The sequence below is a fragment of the Actinacidiphila sp. bgisy167 genome (assembly GCF_965342175.1).
Taxonomy (GTDB): Bacteria; Actinomycetota; Actinomycetes; order Streptomycetales; family Streptomycetaceae; genus Actinacidiphila.
Genome location: NZ_CBDRBL010000001.1, coordinates 1 through 18,987, shown reverse-complemented (window position 1 = coordinate 18,987; position 18,987 = coordinate 1). Strand labels below are relative to the sequence as shown.

At 74.2% G+C, this 18,987-nt stretch carries 19 protein-coding genes; 16 read left to right on the top strand and 3 right to left on the bottom strand.

Going from position 1 to position 18,987, the window contains the following annotated elements; translation table 11 throughout:
• Nucleotides 1-27: 27 nt before the first annotated feature.
• Nucleotides 28-1,020 carry a type I pantothenate kinase gene (gene coaA / locus ACRWND_RS00095; protein ID WP_431944431.1) on the bottom strand — a complete coding sequence of 331 codons (993 nt, stop codon included), beginning with the start codon at nucleotides 1,018-1,020 and terminating at the stop codon, nucleotides 28-30.
• 621 nt (nucleotides 1,021-1,641) lie between these two features.
• On the opposite strand from coaA, the gene glmS reads away from it, so the two are divergent.
• From glmS to ACRWND_RS00055, 8 genes are all read left to right on the top strand, one after another.
• A complete protein-coding gene (glmS, locus tag ACRWND_RS00090; RefSeq protein ID WP_431944778.1) occupies nucleotides 1,642-3,489 on the top strand; it encodes a glutamine--fructose-6-phosphate transaminase (isomerizing) in 1,848 nt (615 codons plus the stop codon).
• Between the two features lie 7 nt (nucleotides 3,490-3,496).
• Nucleotides 3,497-3,865, top strand: coding sequence for a holo-ACP synthase (locus ACRWND_RS00085; protein WP_431944430.1), 369 nt, complete (start codon nucleotides 3,497-3,499; stop codon nucleotides 3,863-3,865).
• Between the two features lie 480 nt (nucleotides 3,866-4,345).
• Complete coding sequence (locus ACRWND_RS00080; RefSeq protein WP_431944428.1) at nucleotides 4,346-5,836, top strand: NAD(P)H-hydrate dehydratase; 1,491 nt, start codon at nucleotides 4,346-4,348, stop codon at nucleotides 5,834-5,836.
• A gap of 80 nt (nucleotides 5,837-5,916) precedes the next feature.
• Nucleotides 5,917-7,053, top strand: a complete 1,137-nt coding sequence (locus ACRWND_RS00075; RefSeq protein WP_431944426.1) for a L,D-transpeptidase family protein — start codon at nucleotides 5,917-5,919, stop codon at nucleotides 7,051-7,053.
• 35 nt (nucleotides 7,054-7,088) lie between these two features.
• Nucleotides 7,089-8,225, top strand: a complete 1,137-nt coding sequence (gene alr / locus ACRWND_RS00070) for an alanine racemase (RefSeq protein WP_431944424.1) — start codon at nucleotides 7,089-7,091, stop codon at nucleotides 8,223-8,225.
• Nucleotides 8,226-8,256: 31 nt separating this feature from the next.
• On the top strand, nucleotides 8,257-9,537 hold the full coding sequence (locus ACRWND_RS00065) for an alpha/beta fold hydrolase (RefSeq protein WP_431944422.1): 1,281 nt from the start codon (nucleotides 8,257-8,259) through the stop codon (nucleotides 9,535-9,537).
• A 92-nt stretch (nucleotides 9,538-9,629) separates the two neighbouring features.
• Entirely contained in the window at nucleotides 9,630-10,133 is a 504-nt protein-coding gene (tsaE, locus tag ACRWND_RS00060; protein WP_431944776.1) for a tRNA (adenosine(37)-N6)-threonylcarbamoyltransferase complex ATPase subunit type 1 TsaE, read from the top strand.
• A 122-nt stretch (nucleotides 10,134-10,255) separates the two neighbouring features.
• The gene (locus tag ACRWND_RS00055; RefSeq protein WP_431944420.1) at nucleotides 10,256-10,447 is read left to right on the top strand and encodes a hypothetical protein; all 192 of its coding nucleotides are present in this window, start codon (nucleotides 10,256-10,258) and stop codon (nucleotides 10,445-10,447) included.
• Between the two features lie 122 nt (nucleotides 10,448-10,569).
• Here ACRWND_RS00055 and ACRWND_RS00050 read toward each other — a convergent pair whose 3' ends face one another.
• Nucleotides 10,570-11,139: a hypothetical protein gene (locus ACRWND_RS00050; protein WP_431944418.1), complete on the bottom strand. Its 570-nt coding sequence runs from the start codon at nucleotides 11,137-11,139 to the stop codon at nucleotides 10,570-10,572.
• A gap of 137 nt (nucleotides 11,140-11,276) precedes the next feature.
• Here ACRWND_RS00050 and tsaB point away from each other — a divergent pair, with 137 nt between their 5' ends.
• The 5 genes from tsaB to ACRWND_RS00025 all read left to right on the top strand — a co-directional run bounded on the left by tsaB (nucleotide 11,277) and on the right by ACRWND_RS00025 (nucleotide 14,680).
• Nucleotides 11,277-11,930 (top strand): tRNA (adenosine(37)-N6)-threonylcarbamoyltransferase complex dimerization subunit type 1 TsaB, encoded by a 654-nt coding sequence (gene tsaB / locus ACRWND_RS00045; protein WP_431944416.1) that lies wholly within the window; start codon nucleotides 11,277-11,279, stop codon nucleotides 11,928-11,930.
• A gap of 44 nt (nucleotides 11,931-11,974) precedes the next feature.
• Complete coding sequence (gene rimI, locus ACRWND_RS00040) at nucleotides 11,975-12,487, top strand: ribosomal protein S18-alanine N-acetyltransferase (RefSeq protein ID WP_431944774.1); 513 nt, start codon at nucleotides 11,975-11,977, stop codon at nucleotides 12,485-12,487.
• Nucleotides 12,480-13,583 (top strand): tRNA (adenosine(37)-N6)-threonylcarbamoyltransferase complex transferase subunit TsaD, encoded by a 1,104-nt coding sequence (tsaD, locus tag ACRWND_RS00035; protein WP_431944414.1) that lies wholly within the window; start codon nucleotides 12,480-12,482, stop codon nucleotides 13,581-13,583. Before rimI ends, tsaD begins: the two co-directional genes overlap by 8 nt.
• Nucleotides 13,580-13,843, top strand: a complete 264-nt coding sequence (locus ACRWND_RS00030) for a hypothetical protein (protein WP_431944412.1) — start codon at nucleotides 13,580-13,582, stop codon at nucleotides 13,841-13,843. Before tsaD ends, ACRWND_RS00030 begins: the two co-directional genes overlap by 4 nt.
• Nucleotides 13,844-14,026: 183 nt before the next feature.
• Nucleotides 14,027-14,680 (top strand): HAD family hydrolase, encoded by a 654-nt coding sequence (locus ACRWND_RS00025; protein ID WP_431944410.1) that lies wholly within the window; start codon nucleotides 14,027-14,029, stop codon nucleotides 14,678-14,680.
• 6 nt (nucleotides 14,681-14,686) lie between these two features.
• Here the strand turns inward: ACRWND_RS00025 and ACRWND_RS00020 are convergent, their stop codons facing one another.
• Entirely contained in the window at nucleotides 14,687-15,880 is a 1,194-nt protein-coding gene (locus ACRWND_RS00020) for a class I SAM-dependent methyltransferase (protein ID WP_431944408.1), read from the bottom strand.
• Between the two features lie 95 nt (nucleotides 15,881-15,975).
• On the opposite strand from ACRWND_RS00020, the gene ACRWND_RS00015 reads away from it, so the two are divergent.
• From ACRWND_RS00015 to groL, 3 genes are all read left to right on the top strand, one after another.
• Nucleotides 15,976-16,539: an NUDIX hydrolase gene (locus tag ACRWND_RS00015; RefSeq protein WP_431944406.1), complete on the top strand. Its 564-nt coding sequence runs from the start codon at nucleotides 15,976-15,978 to the stop codon at nucleotides 16,537-16,539.
• A gap of 279 nt (nucleotides 16,540-16,818) precedes the next feature.
• The gene (groES, locus tag ACRWND_RS00010; RefSeq protein ID WP_018562788.1) at nucleotides 16,819-17,127 is read left to right on the top strand and encodes a co-chaperone GroES; all 309 of its coding nucleotides are present in this window, start codon (nucleotides 16,819-16,821) and stop codon (nucleotides 17,125-17,127) included.
• Between the two features lie 124 nt (nucleotides 17,128-17,251).
• Nucleotides 17,252-18,880 carry a chaperonin GroEL gene (groL, locus tag ACRWND_RS00005; protein WP_431944403.1) on the top strand — a complete coding sequence of 543 codons (1,629 nt, stop codon included), beginning with the start codon at nucleotides 17,252-17,254 and terminating at the stop codon, nucleotides 18,878-18,880.
• Nucleotides 18,881-18,987 lie beyond the last annotated feature (107 nt).

The following is an 18,987-nucleotide window of genomic DNA, read 5'->3' as shown; positions in this document are numbered from 1 at the left end:
GGGGCAGGCTACCCCGAGGTCCGCGGACTACAGTTTGCGCAGTGAGAGCCTTCTCACCTTGTGGTCGGGGCCCTTGCGCAGGACGAGGGTGGCCCGGCCGCGGGTCGGGAGCACGTTCTCCAGCAAGTTGGGCTGGTTGATGGCGCGCCAGGTGTGGCGGCCGTACTCCATGGCCTCCTCCTCGGAGACCTCGGTGTAGCGGTGGAAGTACGACAGCGGGTTCTGGAAGGCGGTCTCACGCAGCGTGCGGAAGCGCGCCAGGTACCACTGCTCGATGTCCTCGGTGCGCGCGTCCACGTACAGGCTGAAGTCGAAGTAGTCGGCGAGCGCGACCCGCGTGCGGCCGTCCTTGCCCGGCAGGGCGGGCTGCAGGACGTTCAGGCCCTCGACGATGAGGATGTCCGGCCTGCGGACCACCAGCTCCTCGTCCGGCACGATGTCGTAGATCAGGTGCGAGTAGACGGGCGCCCGCACCTCGTCCTTGCCGGCCTTCACGTCGGCCACGAAGCGGGTCAGGGCGCGCCGGTCGTACGACTCGGGGAAACCCTTGCGGGACATCAGCCCGCGGCGCTCGAGTTCGGCCTTGGACAGCAGGAAGCCGTCGGTGGTGACCAGTTCCACCCGCGGGTGCTCCGGCCAGCGGGCCAGCAGCGCCTGCAGGATGCGCGCGGTGGTGGACTTGCCGACCGCGACGCTGCCGGCGATCCCGATGACGAAGGGCGTGCCGGTCTGGGAGCCGTGCCCCTCCCCGGTGTCGTCGAGGAAGGTGTTGACCGCGCCGCGCAGGCCGTGGGTGGCGCCGACGTAGAGGTTGAGCAGCCGCGACAGCGGCAGATAGACGTCGATCACCTCGTCCAGGTCGATGACGTCGCCGAGGCCGCGCAGCCGCTCGACCTCCTCGGCGGTGAGCGGCAGCGGGGTCCGGTCGCGCAGCGCGCTCCACTCGGCCCGCGTCAGGTCGACGTAGGGCGTGGGCTCGGCGCGGCGGCGGGACGGGTGAGGCGTGATGGTCGGCGGCACGGACTCATTGTTGCGCCGGGGTGAACGGCACTCGCGCCGGGGTCGTCCCGACCGCCGCCTGCCGGGTCTGCCGGGTCTGCCGCGCCGCGGATCCCGAGGTCGGGGGAGGGCCCGGAGCCGATGCCCGCTGTTGTGCGGGGACCCGCTCGTGGGGCTGGTCGCGGCCGACCCCGGTAAGGGGTGCGGTCGCTGATGCCGTTGCTGGGCCTCGGCATGCTCATGGGCTTCGACGTGGAGCGCGGTGTGCCCGGCGTGCTCGGCGCGACGGGCCTGCCGCCGGACGTCGTGCTGGTCATGCCGCTCCCCTTCACCTCCGGCGTCTCGCTGCGGGCCGGCACCGTGCCCGGCCGGCTGCGGGCGTCGGCGGACGTGAACCCGGTCACCCGCCTGGCCGACGCCGTACGGGGGCCTGCTGACCGGCTCCGGTCCGCTCGCCGGGCCGGTCGTGTGGTCGCCGCTGTGGGCCGCGGGGATCGCGGTGGTCTTCGTTCCGCCGGTCATGGGCGGTCGCCGCGCGCGCAGTTGAGGCGCGTCCGGGATGCCCCGGACCTGCGAGGTCCGGGGCACGCGGCGTCCACCGTCGGGCGCGACGTCGGCCGTTCGCCGCCTAGAGTTCTCCCCATGTGCGGAATCGTTGGATACGTGGGCGGCCAGTCCGCCCTCGACGTTGTCATCGCGGGTCTGAAGCGTCTGGAGTACCGGGGGTACGACTCGGCGGGCGTCGCCGTCCTCGCCGACGGCGGTCTGGCCGCGGCCAAGAGGGCCGGCAAGCTCGCCAACCTCGAGAAGCTGCTGGCCGAGCGCCCGCTGCCGACCGGCCTGGCCGGCCTCGGCCACACCCGCTGGGCCACCCACGGCGGCCCCACGGACGCCAACGCGCATCCGCACCTGGACAACGGGGGCCGGGTCGCCGTCGTCCACAACGGCATCATCGAGAACTTCGCCGCCCTGCGCGCCGAACTCGCCGAACGCGGCCACGAGTTGCTCTCCGAGACCGACACCGAGGTCGTCTCCCACCTGCTCGCCGAGAGCTACTCCTCCACCGGGGACCTCGCCGAGGCCATGCGCCAGGTCTGCGGCCGCCTCGAGGGCGCCTTCACCCTGGTGGCCGTCCACGCCGACGAGCCGGACGTCGTGGTCGGCGCCCGCCGCAACTCCCCGCTCGTCGTGGGCGTCGGCGACGGCGAGAACTTCCTCGCCTCCGACGTCGCGGCCTTCATCGCGTACACCCGCGAGGCCATCGAGCTCGGCCAGGACCAGGTCGTCGAGCTGCGCCGCGAGGGCGTCACCGTCACGGACTTCGAGGGCAAGCCGGCTGACGTCCGGCCCTACCACATCGACTGGGACGCCTCCGCCGCCGAGAAGGGCGGCTACGACTACTTCATGCTCAAGGAGATCGCCGAGCAGCCCAAGGCGGTCGCCGACACGCTGCTCGGCAGGATCGACGCCGGCGGGCTGCTGACCCTCGACGAGGTGCGCATCCCCGCCTCCGTGCTGCGCGAGGTCGACAAGATCGTCATCGTCGCCTGCGGCACCGCCTTCCACGCGGGCATGATCGCCAAGTACGCCATCGAGCACTGGACGCGCATCCCCTGCGAGGTCGAACTCGCCAGCGAGTTCCGCTACCGCGACCCGATCCTGGCCCCGCGCACCCTGGTCGTCGCCATCAGCCAGTCCGGCGAGACGATGGACACCCTCATGGCCCTGCGGCACGCCCGTGAGCAGGGATCCAAGGTGCTGGCCATCTGCAACACCAACGGCTCCACCATCCCGCGCGAGTCCGACGCGGTGCTCTACACCCACGCCGGCCCCGAGGTCGCCGTCGCCTCCACCAAGGCGTTCCTCACCCAGGTCGTCGCCTGCTACCTCGTCGCCCTCTACCTGGGCCAGGTGCGCGGCACGAAGTGGGGCGACGAGATCCTCGCCGTCATCCGCGAGCTCTCCCAGATCTCCCGTCAGGTCGAGCAGGTGCTGGAGACGATGGAGCCGGTCCGCGAACTGGCCCGCTCCCTCAAGGACAAGAACACCGTCCTCTTCCTCGGCCGCCACGTGGGCTACCCCGTGGCCCTGGAGGGCGCGCTCAAGCTCAAGGAACTCGCCTACATGCATGCTGAGGGCTTCGCCGCCGGCGAGCTCAAGCACGGCCCCATCGCGCTGATCGAGGAGGACCTGCCGGTCGTCGTGGTCGTGCCGTCGCCGCGCGGGCGCTCGGTGCTGCACGACAAGATCGTCTCCAACATCCAGGAGATCCGGGCCCGCGGGGCGCGCACCATCGTCATCGCGGAGGAGGGCGACGAGTCCGTCGTCCCCTACGCCGACCACCTGGTGTGCGTGCCGCAGACCCCGACGCTGCTCCAGCCGCTGGTCGCGACCGTGCCGCTGCAGGTGTTCGCCTGCGAGCTCGCCACCGCCCGCGGGAACGAGGTCGACCAGCCGCGGAACCTCGCGAAGTCCGTGACGGTGGAGTGAGCGCACCGTGATCATCGGGGTGGGTATCGACGTCGCCGAGATCGACCGCTTCGAGCAGTCGCTGGAGCGCACCCCCGGCCTGGCCGAGCGGCTCTTTCTCCCCGGCGAGCTCCGCCTTCCCAGTGGGGCACGCCGGGGCGGCGCCTCCCTCGCGGCGCGGTTCGCCGCGAAGGAGGCGCTCGCGAAGGCCCTCGGGGCGCCCGGGGGGCTGCACTGGTCGGACGCGGAGGTCGTCACGGAGGATTCGGGGCGGCCGCGGCTCATCGTCCGGGGCACGGTGGCGGCGCGGGCCGAGGAGTTGGGGGTCCGGGCGTTCCACGTCTCGCTGAGTCACGACGCGGGGGTCGCGTCGGCGGTGGTGGTCGCGGAGTCCTGACCCGTTTCGGGGTACGCCGTGTCGCCGTGCGCGGGTCGTTCGCACCCACCTGCGGCCGGTGTTGTGCGCGGTGTGGTCGCGCGCCCGTGGCGCTGCTCAGGTCATGCGCCGCGTGCTCGGCTCGTTTCGCCCCCTTGGCGCTCCGGTTTTGGATGCGGTGAGTGCGGCGGCCGGTTGAGGGGCAGCCGATCGGCGGGCGGGGTGAGTCGTCATGTGCCTCGCCGTCTCGCGCCCTTCGGGCGCGAGACGAACCGCCCCCGACCACCAGCGCCGCCGCTTGTGACCTCCACGGGGCTCTGGCAGCGCGGCGGCGCGGCTGGAGAGGTGTGGCGAGGTGCGTCCGTGCGGGGAGCCCGGGCGAAGGGGACGTGACCTCGAAGGCCGGGAGGGACGGGGAAGCACCGCGGCTGCGGCCGCGCCGCGAACGCTCCCGCCCATGGACGGCGCGCAACCACGCCCTCGCGGTGGCAACATGGCCGCATGCGGCAGGCCTACGACGTGGAGACCGTACGGGCGGCGGAACAGGCGCTCATGGCGCGGGTTCCGGAGGGCGCCCTGATGCAGCGGGCGGCGGCCGGCCTGGCCGCCGCGTGCGCGTACGCGCTCGGCGCCGGGGCCCCCGCCGGCCCCGGCCCCGGGGTCTATGCGGCCCGCGTCGTCGTGCTGACCGGGAGCGGGGACAACGGCGGCGACGCCCTGTACGCCGGGGCGCGCCTGGCCCGGCGCGGGGCGGCGGTGACCGCCGTCCTGCTGGCGCCGCAGAAGGCGCATCCCGGTGGCCTGGCGGCCCTGCGCGCCGCGGGCGGTCGGGCGGTCACCCCGGACGACGTGGACGCGGTGGCCCTGGTCCACCGCGCCGACCTGGTGCTGGACGGCATCGTGGGCATCGGCGGCAAGGGCGGCCTGCGCCCCGAGGCGGCGCCGCTGGCGGAGACCGCGCACGCGTCGCGGGCGGTCGTGGTCGCCGTGGACCTGCCCAGCGGCGTGGACGCGGACACCGGCGAGGTCCGGGGCGCGGCGGTGCGCGCCGACCTGACGGTGACGTTCGGGACGTACAAGCCGGGACTGCTCGTGGATCCCGCCGCCGGTCACGCCGGCGCCGTGCGCCTGATCGACATCGGCCTCGGACCGTACCTGGAGGGCACCCCGCCCGCCATGGAGGCGCTGCAGCACGCCGACGTCGCCGCCCTCCTGCCGTCCCCCGGCGCCGAGAGCGACAAGTACCGGCGCGGGGTGATCGGTGTCGTCGCCGGCTCGGAGCGGTACCCCGGGGCCGCCGTGCTCGCGGTGGCGGGGGCGCTGCGCGCGGGCGCGGGGGCGGTGCGCTACGTGGGTCCGGGTGCGGCGGCCGTGCTGGCCCGCTTCCCGGAGACGCTGGTGTCGGCCGGGCCGCCGCGCAAGGCCGGCCGGGTGCAGGCCTGGGTGGTGGGCCCGGGGCTCGGAGACGGGCCGGAGGCGCGGCGCTCGGTGGAGGACGTGCTCGCCTCGGACGTGCCCGTGCTCGTCGACGCGGACGGTCTGCGCCTGCTGGACCCGTCCGTCGTGCGCGCCCGCACCGCCGGGACGGTGCTGACCCCGCACGCGGGGGAGGCGGCGGCGCTGCTCGGCGTGGCCCGCGAGGAGGTGGAGGCGGCCCGGCTGGACCATGTGCGCCGGCTGGCCGACGCGTTCGGGGCGACGGCGCTGCTGAAGGGTTCCACGACGCTGGTGGCCTCTCCGGAGCCTGGGGTTCCGGTACGGGCCAACCCCACGGGCACGTCCTGGCTGGCGACGGCGGGCAGTGGTGACGTGCTCTCCGGGATCACCGGGTCCCTGCTGGCCGCGGGGCTCGCCCCCGCTGACGCGGCCTCGGTCGGCGCCTATCTGCACGGCCTGGCGGCGCGGATCGCCGCGGGCCCGGTGGGCGCGCCGATCGCCGCGCACGACGTGGCGGACGCCCTCCCGGACGCCTGGCGCGGCATCAGGTCCTGAACAGCCGTCAACTGGGCGAAACGGGTGGAGTCCGCCGACGCGGCGTTCCGGCGGCCGAGTGCCCGTCAATCTGTGTGTTCATGGGAACGTATGCCAGGAGCAGGGTCCGGCTGTTCGTCACGGCGGTGATCGCCCTGGCGGCGCTGGGTACGCACACGACGGCCGCCGCGGACGACGACGACCGGCCGGTGCCGGTCGACCGGCTCGTCCCCGGGGTTCCGTTCGGCCCCGCGGCCTCCCGGCAGGTCGACACCCCCGACCAGGGCGCGCCACCCCTCCGGATCGGCGTGTCGACCGCCGAGCCGCTGCGCAGCGCCGCGCCCTCCGAGGACGAGGCCGAGGACGACGACTGGGTGGACCCCCAGCTGGTGGAGTTCGTGCCGGCCGAGGACGCCGAGCGGGCCAAGAAGTTCCAGGAGGAGCGCGCCGCCGAGGAGGAGGACGAGGGTTCCCACGACGGCGGCCGGGACGGCGAGGGCGGCCGGGACGGCGAGGACGGCCAGGACGGCGAGGACGGAGAGTACGGCCGGGACGGCCAGGACGGCGAGTACGGCCGGGACGGCGAGTACGCGGAGCGGAGGGAGGACGAGGAGGACGGCGGGAGCTCGGACGGCCGGGAGTACTGCACGTCCTTCACCGGCCCCTTCCAGCGCGAGGTGGAGAAGCGGCTGCGGCTGCGCGTGAACGGCGAGCAGTCCCCCGCGGACTGCGCGGAGATCCGCAGCTACCAGAAGTCCAGGGGCATCGTCCCCGCCAGCGGCTTCGCGGGGCCCACCACCTGGGGCCACCTCCGCCTCGACGAGGCCACCGGGAAGGGCCCGAACGCCTCCCGCCGGTGCCCGGCGCCGGCCAAGGGCAAGCGCATCGTCTGCATCGACCTCAACCGCCAGCTGCTGTGGGTGCAGACCAGCAGTACGAAGGTCTTCTTCGGCCCGGTGGCGATCCGCAGCGGACGCAAGGGGTACCTCACCCGTACGGGGCGGTTCACCGTCTACTGGCGTCACAAGAACCATGTCTCGGACATCTACGACGCCCCGATGCCGTACAGCCAGTTCTTCAGCGGCGGCCAGGCCATGCACGCCACGCCCGGGAGCGTCTACAAGGCGCCCGGATCGCACGGCTGCATCAACCTCTCCAACCGGAACGCGCGTCTGCTCTGGAACCTCCTGAAGCTCAACGAGGCGGTGTACGTGTGGGGCGCCAAACCCGCCGTGTGACGGCGGCAGGGGGCCGGCCTGAGAGACTGGGCGCGATGGATGAGATGACTCTGCGCGCACAGGCCTCGATCGACCTCGCCGCCTTGCGGTCCAACGTCGCGGCGCTGCGTGCCCGCGCGCCCCGCTCCGGGCTCATGGCCGTCGTCAAGGCGGACGCCTACGGCCATGGGATGGTGCCGTGCGCCCGAGCCGCCCTGGAGGCGGGCGCCGGCTGGCTCGGCACGGCCACGCCCGAGGAGGCGCTGGCACTGCGGGCGGCCGGGATCACCGCGCCCGTGCTGTGCTGGCTGTGGACGCCGGGCGGGCCCTGGCGGGAGGCCGTCGAGGCGGACATCGACGTGACGGTCGGCGCGCTGTGGGCGCTGCGCGAGGCCACGGAGGCAGCCGCGGCCGCCGGCCGCACCGCGCGCATCCAGCTGAAGGCCGATACGGGCCTGGGCCGGGGCGGCGCCCAGCCCGCGGACTGGGCCGAACTGGTCGCCGCGGCCCGGGCCGCCGAGGTGGAGGGCCTGGTCAAGGTCACGGGGGTGTGGTCGCACTTCGCGTGCGCGGACGAGCCCGGCCACCCCTCCATCGCGGCGCAGCTCGCCGTCTTCCGCACTGTCCTGGAGGCAGCCGAGCGCGCCGGACTGCGCCCCGAGATCCGGCACATGGCGAACTCCCCGGCCATCCTGACCCTGCCCGAGGCGCACTTCGACCTGGTCCGGTCCGGTGTGGCGATGTACGGGATCTCGCCCGTCCCGCAGGTCGGCGGCCCGGCCGACTTCGGGTTGCGGCCGGTGATGACGCTGACGGCCCGGCTGGCATCGGCCAAGCGCGTCCCCGGCGGTCACGGGGTCTCGTACGGGCACCACTACACGACCCCCGGCGAGACCACCCTCGCGCTGGTCCCCGTCGGCTACGCCGACGGCATCCCGCGGCACGCCTCGGGCACGGGCCCGGTGCTGGTGGCGGGCAAGTGGCGGACGGTCGCGGGGCGGGTGTCGATGGACCAGTTCGTGGTCGACCTCGGAGGAGACTGCGCCGAGGCCGGCGACGAGGCGGTACTCTTCGGCCCCGGCGACCGCGGGGAGCCGACCGCTGAGGACTGGGCCCGGGCGGCGGGCACCATCGCGTACGAGATCGTCACGCGGATCGGGACCCGGGTGCCGCGCGTCTACGTGGGTACGTAAGCGCGTAGCCGAGGGGAAGCAGCGAAACCACATGACGGACAGCGGTAAGGCGACGGGGGCGATCGAGGCGGTGGCCGAAGCGGCCGCCGCCTCCGGCCGCTGGCAGCGCGCCGGGATCGTCGGCGCGGCCATCGGCGTCGTGGCGGCGGGCGCCGCCGCAGGCGTGGCACTGGAGCGGGCCACGGTCGGCCGGGGCATGCGCAGGCGCGCCAGGCTCGCCCTCGACCTGGCCGGACCGTACGGCTCGCTGCGAGGGACGCCGGGCCGGGCCACCGCCGAGGACGGCACGGAGATCTACTACGAGGTCGAGGAGGCGGACGCGTCGGCGATCGACGCGGCCGCGCCGCCGCGGCGCTGGCAGATCTTCCGCCGGGCCGGCCAGGCGGCGCCGCCGACCGTGGTCTTCTGCCACGGCTACTGCCTCAACCAGGACTCCTGGCACTTCCAGCGCGCCGCGCTGCGCGGGGCGATACGCGCCGTCTACTGGGACCAGCGCAGCCACGGCCGCTCCGGCCGGGGCAGGGACCAGGAGGGCGGCGAGCCGGCCACGATCGACCAGCTCGGCCGCGATCTGAAGGCGGTCATCGACGCCGCCGCGCCCGAGGGTCCGCTGGTCCTGGTCGGGCACTCCATGGGCGGGATGACCATCATGGCGTTCGCCGACCAGTTCCCCGACCTGGTGGACGCGCGCGTCCAGGGCTTCGCCTTCGTCGGCACCTCCTCCGGCAGGCTGGCCAGCGTGACTCTGGGCCTGCCGGCGGCGGGGGCGCGGGCGCTGCGGGCGCTGGCACCGGGGGTGCTGCGGATCCTGGGCACCCAGGTCGACCTGGTGGAGCGGGGGCGCCGGGCGACGGCCGACCTCTTCGCCGGGATCATCAAGCGCTACTCCTTCGGCTCCGACGTGGACCCGGGTGTCGCGCGCTTCGCCGAGCGGATGATCGAGTCGACCCCGATCGACGTCGTCGCCGAGTTCTACCCGGCCTTCACCGAGCACGAGAAGAGCCAGGCCCTGGAGGTGCTGGACGGCTTGCCCGGCCTCGTACTGGCCGGGGACAAGGACCTGCTGACGCCCAGTGAGCACAGCCGGGCCATCGCCGAGGCCCTGCCGGACACCGAGCTGGTGGTGGTGCCCGGAGCGGGGCACCTGGTGATGCTGGAGCACCCCGAGCTGGTCAACGCGCACCTGGCCGCGCTGCTCACCGAGGCGGCCGACGCCTCGCGCGCCCCGGTCCCGCCGGCACTGCGCGAACTGGCCGTGCCGCCGCCCGCCGGGCCCGACAGGGCGGACCGCGTGGTCTCCGGCGGCGCGTAGCATTCGGGCACATGGGCATGGAAGCCATCGGTGGGCACTCCACCGTGATGCAAGCCGGCGGTACCGATGCCGGCGGTACGGAAGCCGGCGTCATGGAAGAGATCCGGGTCACGGTCAAGACCCCCGACCAGATGCGCGAGCTGGGGCGCCGTCTCGCGCCGCTGCTGCGGGCCGGCGACCTCGTCCTGCTCAGCGGCGACCTCGGCGCGGGCAAGACCACGCTGACCCGCGGCCTCGGCGAGGGCCTGGGCGTCCGGGGGGCGGTGACATCGCCGACCTTCGTGATCGCGCGGGTGCACCCCTCACTGGGCGGCGGCCCGGCCCTGGTGCACGTGGACGCGTACCGGCTGGCCGGCGGCCTCGACGAGATGGAGGACCTGGACCTCGACGTCTCGCTGCCGGAGTCGGTGGTCGTGGTCGAATGGGGCGAGGGCAAGGTCGAGGAGCTCTCCGAGGACCGGCTGCAGCTGGTGATCCACCGCGCGGTGGGCGAGGTCGCGGCGGACGGCCAGGAGGACCACGACGTGCGCGAGGTCGTCGTCGCAGGGGTCGGCGCGCGCTGGGCGGGCGCGGACCTGGCGGGGCTCGGCGTCTGAGCGCGTGACATTCCGACAAGGTGTCGGGAAGATGTTGCGCGGCGCACGTCCTCCGTGGTCTGCTGGAGTCCAGGAGCGGGTTAGGGCTGCCTAACCCGACCCGTCGGACCCAGGAGGCATCCATGTCGGCCCACACGGCCCCGGAGCCGGAGCCGGGTTACTCGATGGAGGCGCTGCTCGCGGCGTCCGCGGCGGCCAACGCGGTGTGCACCCCGCCCGCGGAGGACGAGGAGCGGGAACGGGACGCGGCGCGGGACGAGCCCACCGCGGGCCCCGATGCGGACACCGCAGGCCCCAAGGCGGACGCCGCCTAGCCGGAAGGACGCGGGATCAGACCGGACGGACGTATGAGCGGACCAGGCTGACGCGGCCCGCGTGGGCAGGCCCACGCGCAGCGGCCGCGCGAGCCCGTACGCGTTCACCCGTCGGGGGGAAATCAGCGGACGACGACGATCTTGCTGCCGATGCCGGAGAACTTCCACAGCTCCGCCCCGTCCGCCCGCTTCTCGCGGATGCCGCCCGTCTGCTGGCCCGGGGGCGGGGCGTCGGGCAGGGAACCGTCCCTCGCCGCGCTGAAGCCGATCACCACGCTGTCGACGGTGGTGAACCGCACCACGTTCTCGACGGGCACGCCGTCGCCGCCGACCCCGGAGGCGCTGCGGGAGGTCACGGAGTAGGTGCCGGGGGCCGGGTCGACCGTGCCGGGGACCACCGGGTAGGTCCTCCGCACCTTTCCGTCCTCGCCGACCAGCCACACCCGGTCCGTGCGGAGTGAGTAGACGACGCGGGTGCCCGAGCCGGAGGCCGGGGGCAGTTCGTTCCTCGGCTTCGGCGAGGGCGAGGCGGAGGCCACGGGGGCGGCGCCGGCGGCGCCGGCTCCCGCGGGCCGGTCGCCCCTGGGCATCTGGGCGGCGGAGCCGGAGGCCTGGACGGCGAGCACGCCGACGGCGGCCAGGGCGGCCGCGGTCAGTCCGGTCACGATCGTCCCTGAACCGATCCTTGCCACGGCTCTCCTCCGGTGGTGGGCGTCACGCTGGGTTGACGTTAGCAGCAGTGCCGCAGGGCGGCGGGAGCGCCGTCCCGGGTGGCGGCGGCACCCCCGTCCTGGCAGGGCCACCCCGGTGAACGCCGTAGGCTGAACGCGTGCTGCTGCTTGCCTTCGATACCGCAACCCCCGCCGTGACGGTCGCCCTGCACGACGGGCGGAGCGTGCTCGCAGAGTCGGCGGAGGTCGACGCGCGACGGCACGGGGAACTGCTGATGCCTGCCGTCGACCGCGTGCTGCGGGAGGCCGGGAGCGGGCTGGGCGACGTGACCGGCATCGTGGTCGGCGTCGGCCCCGGCCCGTACACAGGGCTGCGCGTCGGGCTGGTGACCGCGGTGTCCTTCGCCGACGTCCTCGGCGTCCCCGTCCACGGGATCTGCACCCTCGACGGGCTGGCGTACGCCGCCGGGGTCGAAGGGCCGTTCGTCGTGGCGACGGACGCCCGCCGCAAGGAGGTCTACTGGGCGCGGTACGAGGGCCCGCGGGTCAGGGTGACCGACCCGGCCGTGGACCGGCCCGCCGACATCGCGGACGAGGTCGCCGGGGTGCCGGCGGTCGGCGCGGGCGCCGCCCTCTACCCCGCGGTCTTCAGCGACGTCCGTCCCCCCGCCGACCAGTCCGCGGCGGCACTGGCCGCGCTCGCCGCCGTGAAGCTGGCCGAGGGCGAGGACTTCCTCCCCGCGCAGCCGCTCTACCTGCGCCGCCCGGACGCCCAGGTGCCGGCCGGCTACAAGGCGGTCCTGCCGAAGTGACCGAGGCGACCGCAGCGACCGAGGCCACCGGGGCGGCCGCGGTGATGCGCGAGATGCGCTGGTGGGACCTGGACGCGGTGATGGACCTGGAGCACCGGCTCTTCCCGGACGACGCGTGGTCGCGCGGCATGTTCTGGTCCGAACTGGCCGGCGCGCGGCATCCCGAGGCGACCCGGCACTACGTCGTCGCCCAGGACGGGGCCGGACGGATCGTCGGCTACGCGGGCCTGGCCGCCGTCGGCGGCACCGGGGACGTGCAGACCATCGCCGTCGCCACCGAGCAGTGGGGCACCGGCCTCGGCGCCCGGCTGCTGGGGGAGCTGCTGCGGCAGGCCACCGCCTTCGAGTGCCACGAGGTGATGCTGGAGGTGCGCGTCGACAACCTCCGCGCCCAGCGGCTGTACGAGCGCTTCGGCTTCGAGCCGATCGGTTTCCGGCGCGGCTACTACCAGCCCGGCAACGTCGACGCCCTCGTGATGCGGCTCGGCGAGCTGCCGGCGGCCCCGCCCTCCCCTGACGTACCGGGACTACCAGGAACAGAGACCACCCATGGCTGACGAGCCCCTTGTCCTCGGCATCGAGACGTCCTGCGACGAGACCGGTGTCGGCATCGTGCGCGGGCACACCCTGCTCGCCGACGCGGTCGCGTCCAGCGTCGACGAGCACGCCCGCTTCGGCGGCGTCGTCCCCGAGGTCGCCAGCCGCGCGCACCTGGAGGCGATGGTCCCCACGATCCAGCGCGCGCTGAAGGAGGCCGGCGTCGCCGCCTCCGACCTCGACGGGATCGCCGTCACCGCGGGCCCCGGGCTGGCGGGCGCCCTGCTGGTCGGCGTGTCCGCGGCCAAGGCGTACGCCTATGCGCTCGGCAAGCCGCTCTACGGCGTCAACCACCTCGCCTCGCACATCTGCGTGGACCAGCTGGAGCACGGGCCGCTGCCCGAGCCGACGATGGCGCTGCTGGTGTCCGGCGGCCACTCCTCGCTGCTGCTCGCCCCCGACATCACCGGCGACGTGCGCCCGCTGGGGTCCACCATCGACGATGCGGCGGGCGAGGCCTTCGACAAGGTCGCCCGGGTGCTGGGCCTCGGCTTCCCCGGCGGCCCGGCCATCGACCGTGCGGCCCGCGAGGGCGACCCGGACGCGATCCGCTTCCCCCGCGGTCTGACGGGCTCCCGCGACCCCCTCTACGACTTCTCCTTCTCCGGCCTGAAGACCGCCGTGGCGCGGTGGATCGAGTCCAAGCGCCGGGAGGGCGTGGAGGTGCCGGTCGCGGATGTGTCCGCGTCCTTCCAGGAGGCCGTCGTGGACGTCCTGACCCGCAAGGCGATCCGGGCCTGCAAGGACAACGGCGTCGACCATCTGATGATCGGCGGCGGCGTCGCGGCCAACAGCCGGCTGCGCTCGCTGGCGCAGGAGCGCTGCGAGGACGCCGGGATCGTGCTGCGGGTGCCGCGGCCCAAGCTGTGCACGGACAACGGCGCGATGGTCGCGGCCCTCGGCGCGGAGATGGTGGCCCGGGGGCGGCCGTCGTCCACCTGGGACCTGCCGGCGGACTCCTCGCTGCAGGTCACGGATGTGTCCGTGCCCGGCCACACTCACAGCCACGACCACGACCACGTCCACGAGCTCAGCAAGGACAACCTCTACTCGTGACCGTCGCCCTGATGTGGGAGGCCCGGGCGGCCGAGGGGCGCGGGCCCGAGCTGCTGGCGTGGGCCCGCGCACAGACGCTCTCCCCGGCACCGCTGCGCCGCGAGACCTTCCGCGCCCCCCAGGACCGGGTGCTCGTCATCACCTGGTGGGACGCCCCGTACGACGCGGAGCTCCCCGAGCTGCCCGAGCCTGGCGAGGAGCTGGCCCGGCGGGCCGTCCACCGCTGGCGCTTCGAGGCGGTGGAGGAGGAGGGGGCCTGAGTCCTCGGGCCCCGGTCCGGCCCCCGGTCCGGCCCCCGGGCCCGGTCCGGGCAGTCGGACGGCCGGCCGTAGGATGAGCCTGGCGTCGTGGGCAACCGGAATCCTGCCGCAGCGCCCCCGAGCAGGCGTCCTGCCGGACGACCGGTGTCCGGGAGGCGTTCCCTCAGGCGGCGAGAAGACCCGATGACCGACCCCGGCTGCGCCGTCCTCTTCGATCTCGACGGCGTCCTCCTCGACAGCCGGCCGGCGATGCGGCAGGCGATCCTCCATGTCGCGGGCGCGGCGCTGGGGGAGCCCGTCGACGAGAGCCGCCTGCCGGCCGCGCTGGACCACCTGCCCCACCACGAACTGCTGGCCCGGCTCGGGGTGACCGACGAGGCGACCGTGTTCGGGTCCGCCTGGGAGGACGCGCTCACGCTCGCCCTGTGGGGCGCGTCGCCGTTCCCGGGCGCCGCCGGCGTGCTGCGCGACCTCGCGGCCTCCGGCGCGGCGATCGGGGTGGTGACCATGCAGCCCGCGCACCGCGTGGCGCGGCTCGTCCCCGCGGAGCTGTCCTCGCACTTCGGCGTGGTGGTCGGGTGGGGCGACGCGCCGCCCAAGCCCTCGGGCGAGGGCATCCTTCTGGCGCTGGAGCGCCTCGGGGTGCCGCCGGGGCGCGCCTGCTTCGTGGGCGACAGCCCCTCCGACGTCGCCGCCGCGGCGGCCGCGGGGGTCCCTTCCATCGGTGCGGCCTGGGGGTACACCGGGCCCGCCCTGGACGGCTGGGGGCCGACCGCCCTGGCCGCCGCCCCCACCGATGTGCCGGAAATGGCGCGCGGCCTCCTGCGGTCGGTCTAGCGGGGGTCAGCCCCGGGAGGGGGCGGCCGCGGCGGGGGCGCCCACGAGCATGCTCGGGGCCCCGGCCACCCGGGTCAGGAAGACCGTGGCGGAGTTCGGGCCCTGGGGTCTGACCCGGCGGCGCACCTCCTCCGGTTCCACGGCCGAACCGCGCTTCTTCACGGTCAGCACCCCCACCTCGCGCTCGCGCAGCAGCGCCTTGAGCCGCTTGAGGTTGAAGGGCAGCACGTCGGTGATCTCGTACGAGGTCGCGAAGGGCGTCGTGTGCGGCTCGTCGGAGGTGACGTAGGCGATGGTCGGGTCGATCAGCCCGCCGCCTGTCTGCGCCGCCACGTCGGCCACCATGCGGGCCCGGATGACGGCGCCGTCCGGCTCGTACAGCCAGCGCCCCACGGGGCGCACCGGCGGGTCGGGCAGGCCGGCGGCGGGCGCGGTGACGCCCGACGGCAGAAGGGTCGCGCGGCGGGTGCCCGGAGCCGTGCCGAACCACAGCACGGCCTCCTTCACATCGCCGTGGTCGGAGACCCACTCCGCCTCGGCGTCGTCCGGCACGACCTCGTGCGGGATCCCCGGCGCCACCTTCAGGGCGGCCAGCGGGGCCTCACGGGCCGCCGCCACCGCCCACGACAGCGGCGGGGAGTACGCCTCGGGGTCGAAGATCCGGCCCCGCCCGCCACGCCGGGCCGGATCGGCGAAGACGGCGTCGCAGCCCTCCACGCCGGTCTCCGTCACGTCGGCGCAGCGCACCTCGATCAGGTCGGCCAGCCCGAGCGCCTCCGCGTTGGCGCGCATCACCGCACAGGTCAGCGGGGAGCGGTCGACCGCCAGCACCTCCACACCGGCGCGGGCCAGCGGCACGGCGTCCCCGCCGATCCCGCAGCACAGGTCCGCCAGCCGCCGCACTCCGAGCGCGGCGAACCGCTCGGCACGGTGCCGGGCGACGGAGGCCCGCGTCGACTGCTCGACCCCCTCGGGCGTGAAGTACATCCGGTACGCGTCCTCCCCGAACTTCGCCGCCGCCCGCTGTCGCAGCCGGGCCTGCGTCAGCGCCGCCGCCACCAGCCCGGCGTCGTGCGCCCGCCGCAGCCGTGTCGCGGTCGCCAGTTCGGCGGCGGGGTCGTAGTCCCGCAGGGAGGCCAGCAGCGCCTGCCCCTCGTCGGTCAGGAGTGCCGAGAACGCGTCAAGATCCACGCCGCCCATTGTCCCGCGGCGCCGGCGCGTGCTGGACTGCTGCGGGACTACCGGGGCCGGTACGACGTGATGGAGTTCCCGGAGACCCCGCGGGGGACGCTCTGATGGACAGCGAGGCGGCCCGCACCGGGAGCCGCAAGGCGTACGGCGACGCCGAGGGCGGCCGGTGGTGCGAGGTCCACCTCGACACCTACCGGCTGCCGTCCGGGGCGGAGGTGGAACTGCACTGGGTCAGGGCCGGCGGCGGTCGTACCGGTGTCGTGGTCCTCGCCCGGCGGGGTGACGACGTGCTGATGGTCCGTCAGTGGCTGCCCGCGGTGGGCCGCTGGGCCTGGGAGCTGCCGCGCGGCTTCGGCGAAGGCGATCCCGCCGCCGACGCGCTGCGTGAACTCGCCGAGGAGACCGGCCTCGTGGGCTCCGCGGCGACGGTGGTGGCCCTCCTGGACGTCGACTCCGGGCTGCTGGAGAGCCAGGTGGCCGTCGTCGAGGTGGCCGTCGCCGGGGACGCCGGGGACGCCGGGCTCGGGACCGGTGCGGCCGGGGACGGCGAGGTCGCCGAGGCACGCTGGTGGAGCCCCGACGACATCGCCGGGGCGGCCCGCTCGGGCGAGCTGCGCGACGGGTTCACCCTGGCCGCGCTCGGCGCGTGGAGCGTCGTCCGCCGGTGAGCGGCGCGGGCGCGCCGGCCCAGGAACGGCGCACCCGGGTGCGCCCGGAACAGTGCGCCCGGGCACGCCGTTGCTTTGGGGGAGAGCGGCTCGTACGGCGCGGCGTTGGCACTCCGCTTGACCGAGTGCTAAGCGCGTCCTAATCTCGGACCTGGCACTCAGCGATGCCGAGTGCCAACCAAAAGCGACGGGCAGGTCCGGCACCCGCGACGACGGGCCTACCAGGTCGCCACCCCAGACAGACACTCCCGTGAGCCCTTTGAAGGGGGAGGTCGGATCGTGACGACCGCCAGCACCAAGGTTGCCATCAAGCCGCTCGAGGACCGCATCGTGGTCCAGCCGCTCGATGCCGAGCAGACCACCGCCTCCGGCCTGGTCATCCCGGACACCGCCAAGGAGAAGCCCCAGGAGGGCGTCGTCCTGGCCGTCGGCCCGGGTCGCTTCGAGGACGGCAACCGCATCCCGCTCGACGTCAAGGTCGGCGACATCGTGCTGTACAGCAAGTACGGCGGCACCGAGGTCAAGTACAGCGGCGAGGAGTACCTCGTCCTCTCGGCTCGCGACGTCCTCGCGATCGTCGAGAAGTAGAACCGGCGCCGCGCGCAAGCGAGAAATGCCGTGACCACGCCCCGGGCACACCGAGTCCTCACACGGACCGGGGACCCGGGGCGCGGTCTTCGCTGAGAACCCAAAGACGAGGAATTCCGCCGGTATGGCCAAGATCCTGAAGTTCGACGAGGACGCGCGCCGCGCCCTTGAGCGCGGCGTGAACAAGCTCGCCGACACCGTGAAGGTGACGATCGGCCCCAAGGGCCGCAACGTCGTCATCGACAAGAAGTTCGGCGCCCCGACCATCACCAACGACGGTGTCACCATCGCCCGTGAGGTCGAGATCGAGGACGCGTACGAGAACCTCGGCGCGCAGCTCGTGAAGGAGGTGGCGACCAAGACCAACGACATCGCGGGTGACGGCACCACCACCGCCACGGTGCTCGCCCAGGCGCTGGTCCGCGAGGGTCTGCGCAATGTCGCCGCCGGCGCCTCCCCGGCCGCCCTGAAGAAGGGCATCGACGCGGCCGTCAAGGCCGTCTCGGACGAGCTGCTCGCCACCGCCCGCCCGATCGAGGGCAAGGACGACGTCGCCGCCGTCGCCGCGCTGTCCGCCCAGGACAAGCAGGTCGGCGAGCTGATCGCCGAGGCGATCGACAAGGTCGGCAAGGACGGTGTCATCACCGTCGAGGAGTCCAACACCTTCGGCCTGGAGCTGGACTTCACCGAGGGCATGGCCTTCGACAAGGGCTACCTGTCGCCGTACTTCGTGACGGACGCGGAGCGCCAGGAGGCCGTCCTGGAGGACCCGTACATCCTCATCACCCAGGGCAAGATCTCCTCCATCCAGGACCTGCTCCCGCTGCTGGAGAAGGTGCTGCAGGCCGGCGCCTCCAAGCCGCTGCTGATCATCGCCGAGGACGTCGAGGGCGAGGCCCTGTCCACGCTGGTGGTCAACAAGATCCGCGGCACCTTCAACGCCGTCGCGGTGAAGGCCCCCGGCTTCGGCGACCGCCGCAAGGCCATGCTCGGCGACATCGCCACCCTCACCGGCGGCACCGTCGTCGCCGAGGAGGTCGGCCTCAAGCTCGACCAGGTCGGCCTGGACGTGCTCGGCAGCGCCCGCCGCGTGACCGTCACCAAGGACGACACCACCATCGTCGACGGCGCCGGCGAGTCCTCGGAGATCGCCGGCCGGGTCAACCAGATCAAGGCCGAGATCGCCACGACCGACTCCGACTGGGACCGCGAGAAGCTCCAGGAGCGCCTCGCCAAGCTGGCCGGCGGCGTCTGCGTCATCCGCGTCGGCGCGGCCACCGAGGTCGAGCTCAAGGAGAAGAAGCACCGTCTGGAGGACGCCATCTCCGCGACCCGCGCCGCGGTCGAGGAGGGCATCGTCTCCGGTGGCGGCTCCGCTCTCGTCCACGCGGTCAAGGTGCTCGAGGACAACCTCGGCAAGAACGGCGACGAGGCCACCGGTGTGGCCGTCGTCCGCCGCGCCGCGGTCGAGCCGCTGCGCTGGATCGCCGAGAACGCCGGCCTGGAGGGCTACGTCATCACCTCCAAGGTCTCCGAGCTGGAGAAGGGCCACGGCTTCAACGCCGCGACCGGCGAGTACGGCGACCTGGTGAAGTCCGGCGTCATCGACCCGGTCAAGGTCACCCGCTCCGCCCTGGAGAACGCCGCCTCCATCGCCTCCCTGCTCCTCACCACCGAGACCCTCGTGGTGGAGAAGAAGGAGGAGGAGCCCGCCGAGGCCGGTCACGGCCACGGTCACGGCCACTCCCACTGAGCTGGACCGCGAAGGCCCCTGTTCCCGCCCGGGAACGGGGGCCTTCGGGCTGCCGGGGCCTCTGCCGGGGCGGGGCCAGGCCGCGCCGGGACGGGAGGCAGGGCTAG

Bases quoted from the DNA above. Each gene is read 5' to 3' on its own strand.
- glmS (WP_431944778.1), top strand. From the start codon at position 1,642: ATGTGCGGAATCGTTGGATACGTGGGCGGCCAGTCCGCCCTCGACGTT.
- ACRWND_RS00080 (WP_431944428.1), top strand. From the start codon at position 4,346: ATGCGGCAGGCCTACGACGTGGAGACCGTACGGGCGGCGGAACAGGCG.
- ACRWND_RS00075 (WP_431944426.1), top strand. From the start codon at position 5,917: ATGGGAACGTATGCCAGGAGCAGGGTCCGGCTGTTCGTCACGGCGGTG.
- alr (WP_431944424.1), top strand. From the start codon at position 7,089: ATGGATGAGATGACTCTGCGCGCACAGGCCTCGATCGACCTCGCCGCC.
- ACRWND_RS00065 (WP_431944422.1), top strand. From the start codon at position 8,257: ATGACGGACAGCGGTAAGGCGACGGGGGCGATCGAGGCGGTGGCCGAA.
- tsaE (WP_431944776.1), top strand. From the start codon at position 9,630: ATGGAAGAGATCCGGGTCACGGTCAAGACCCCCGACCAGATGCGCGAG.
- ACRWND_RS00055 (WP_431944420.1), top strand. From the start codon at position 10,256: ATGTCGGCCCACACGGCCCCGGAGCCGGAGCCGGGTTACTCGATGGAG.
- rimI (WP_431944774.1), top strand. From the start codon at position 11,975: ATGCGCGAGATGCGCTGGTGGGACCTGGACGCGGTGATGGACCTGGAG.
- tsaD (WP_431944414.1), top strand. From the start codon at position 12,480: ATGGCTGACGAGCCCCTTGTCCTCGGCATCGAGACGTCCTGCGACGAG.
- ACRWND_RS00025 (WP_431944410.1), top strand. From the start codon at position 14,027: ATGACCGACCCCGGCTGCGCCGTCCTCTTCGATCTCGACGGCGTCCTC.
- ACRWND_RS00020 (WP_431944408.1), bottom strand. From the start codon at position 15,880: ATGGGCGGCGTGGATCTTGACGCGTTCTCGGCACTCCTGACCGACGAG.
- ACRWND_RS00015 (WP_431944406.1), top strand. From the start codon at position 15,976: ATGGACAGCGAGGCGGCCCGCACCGGGAGCCGCAAGGCGTACGGCGAC.
- groL (WP_431944403.1), top strand. From the start codon at position 17,252: ATGGCCAAGATCCTGAAGTTCGACGAGGACGCGCGCCGCGCCCTTGAG.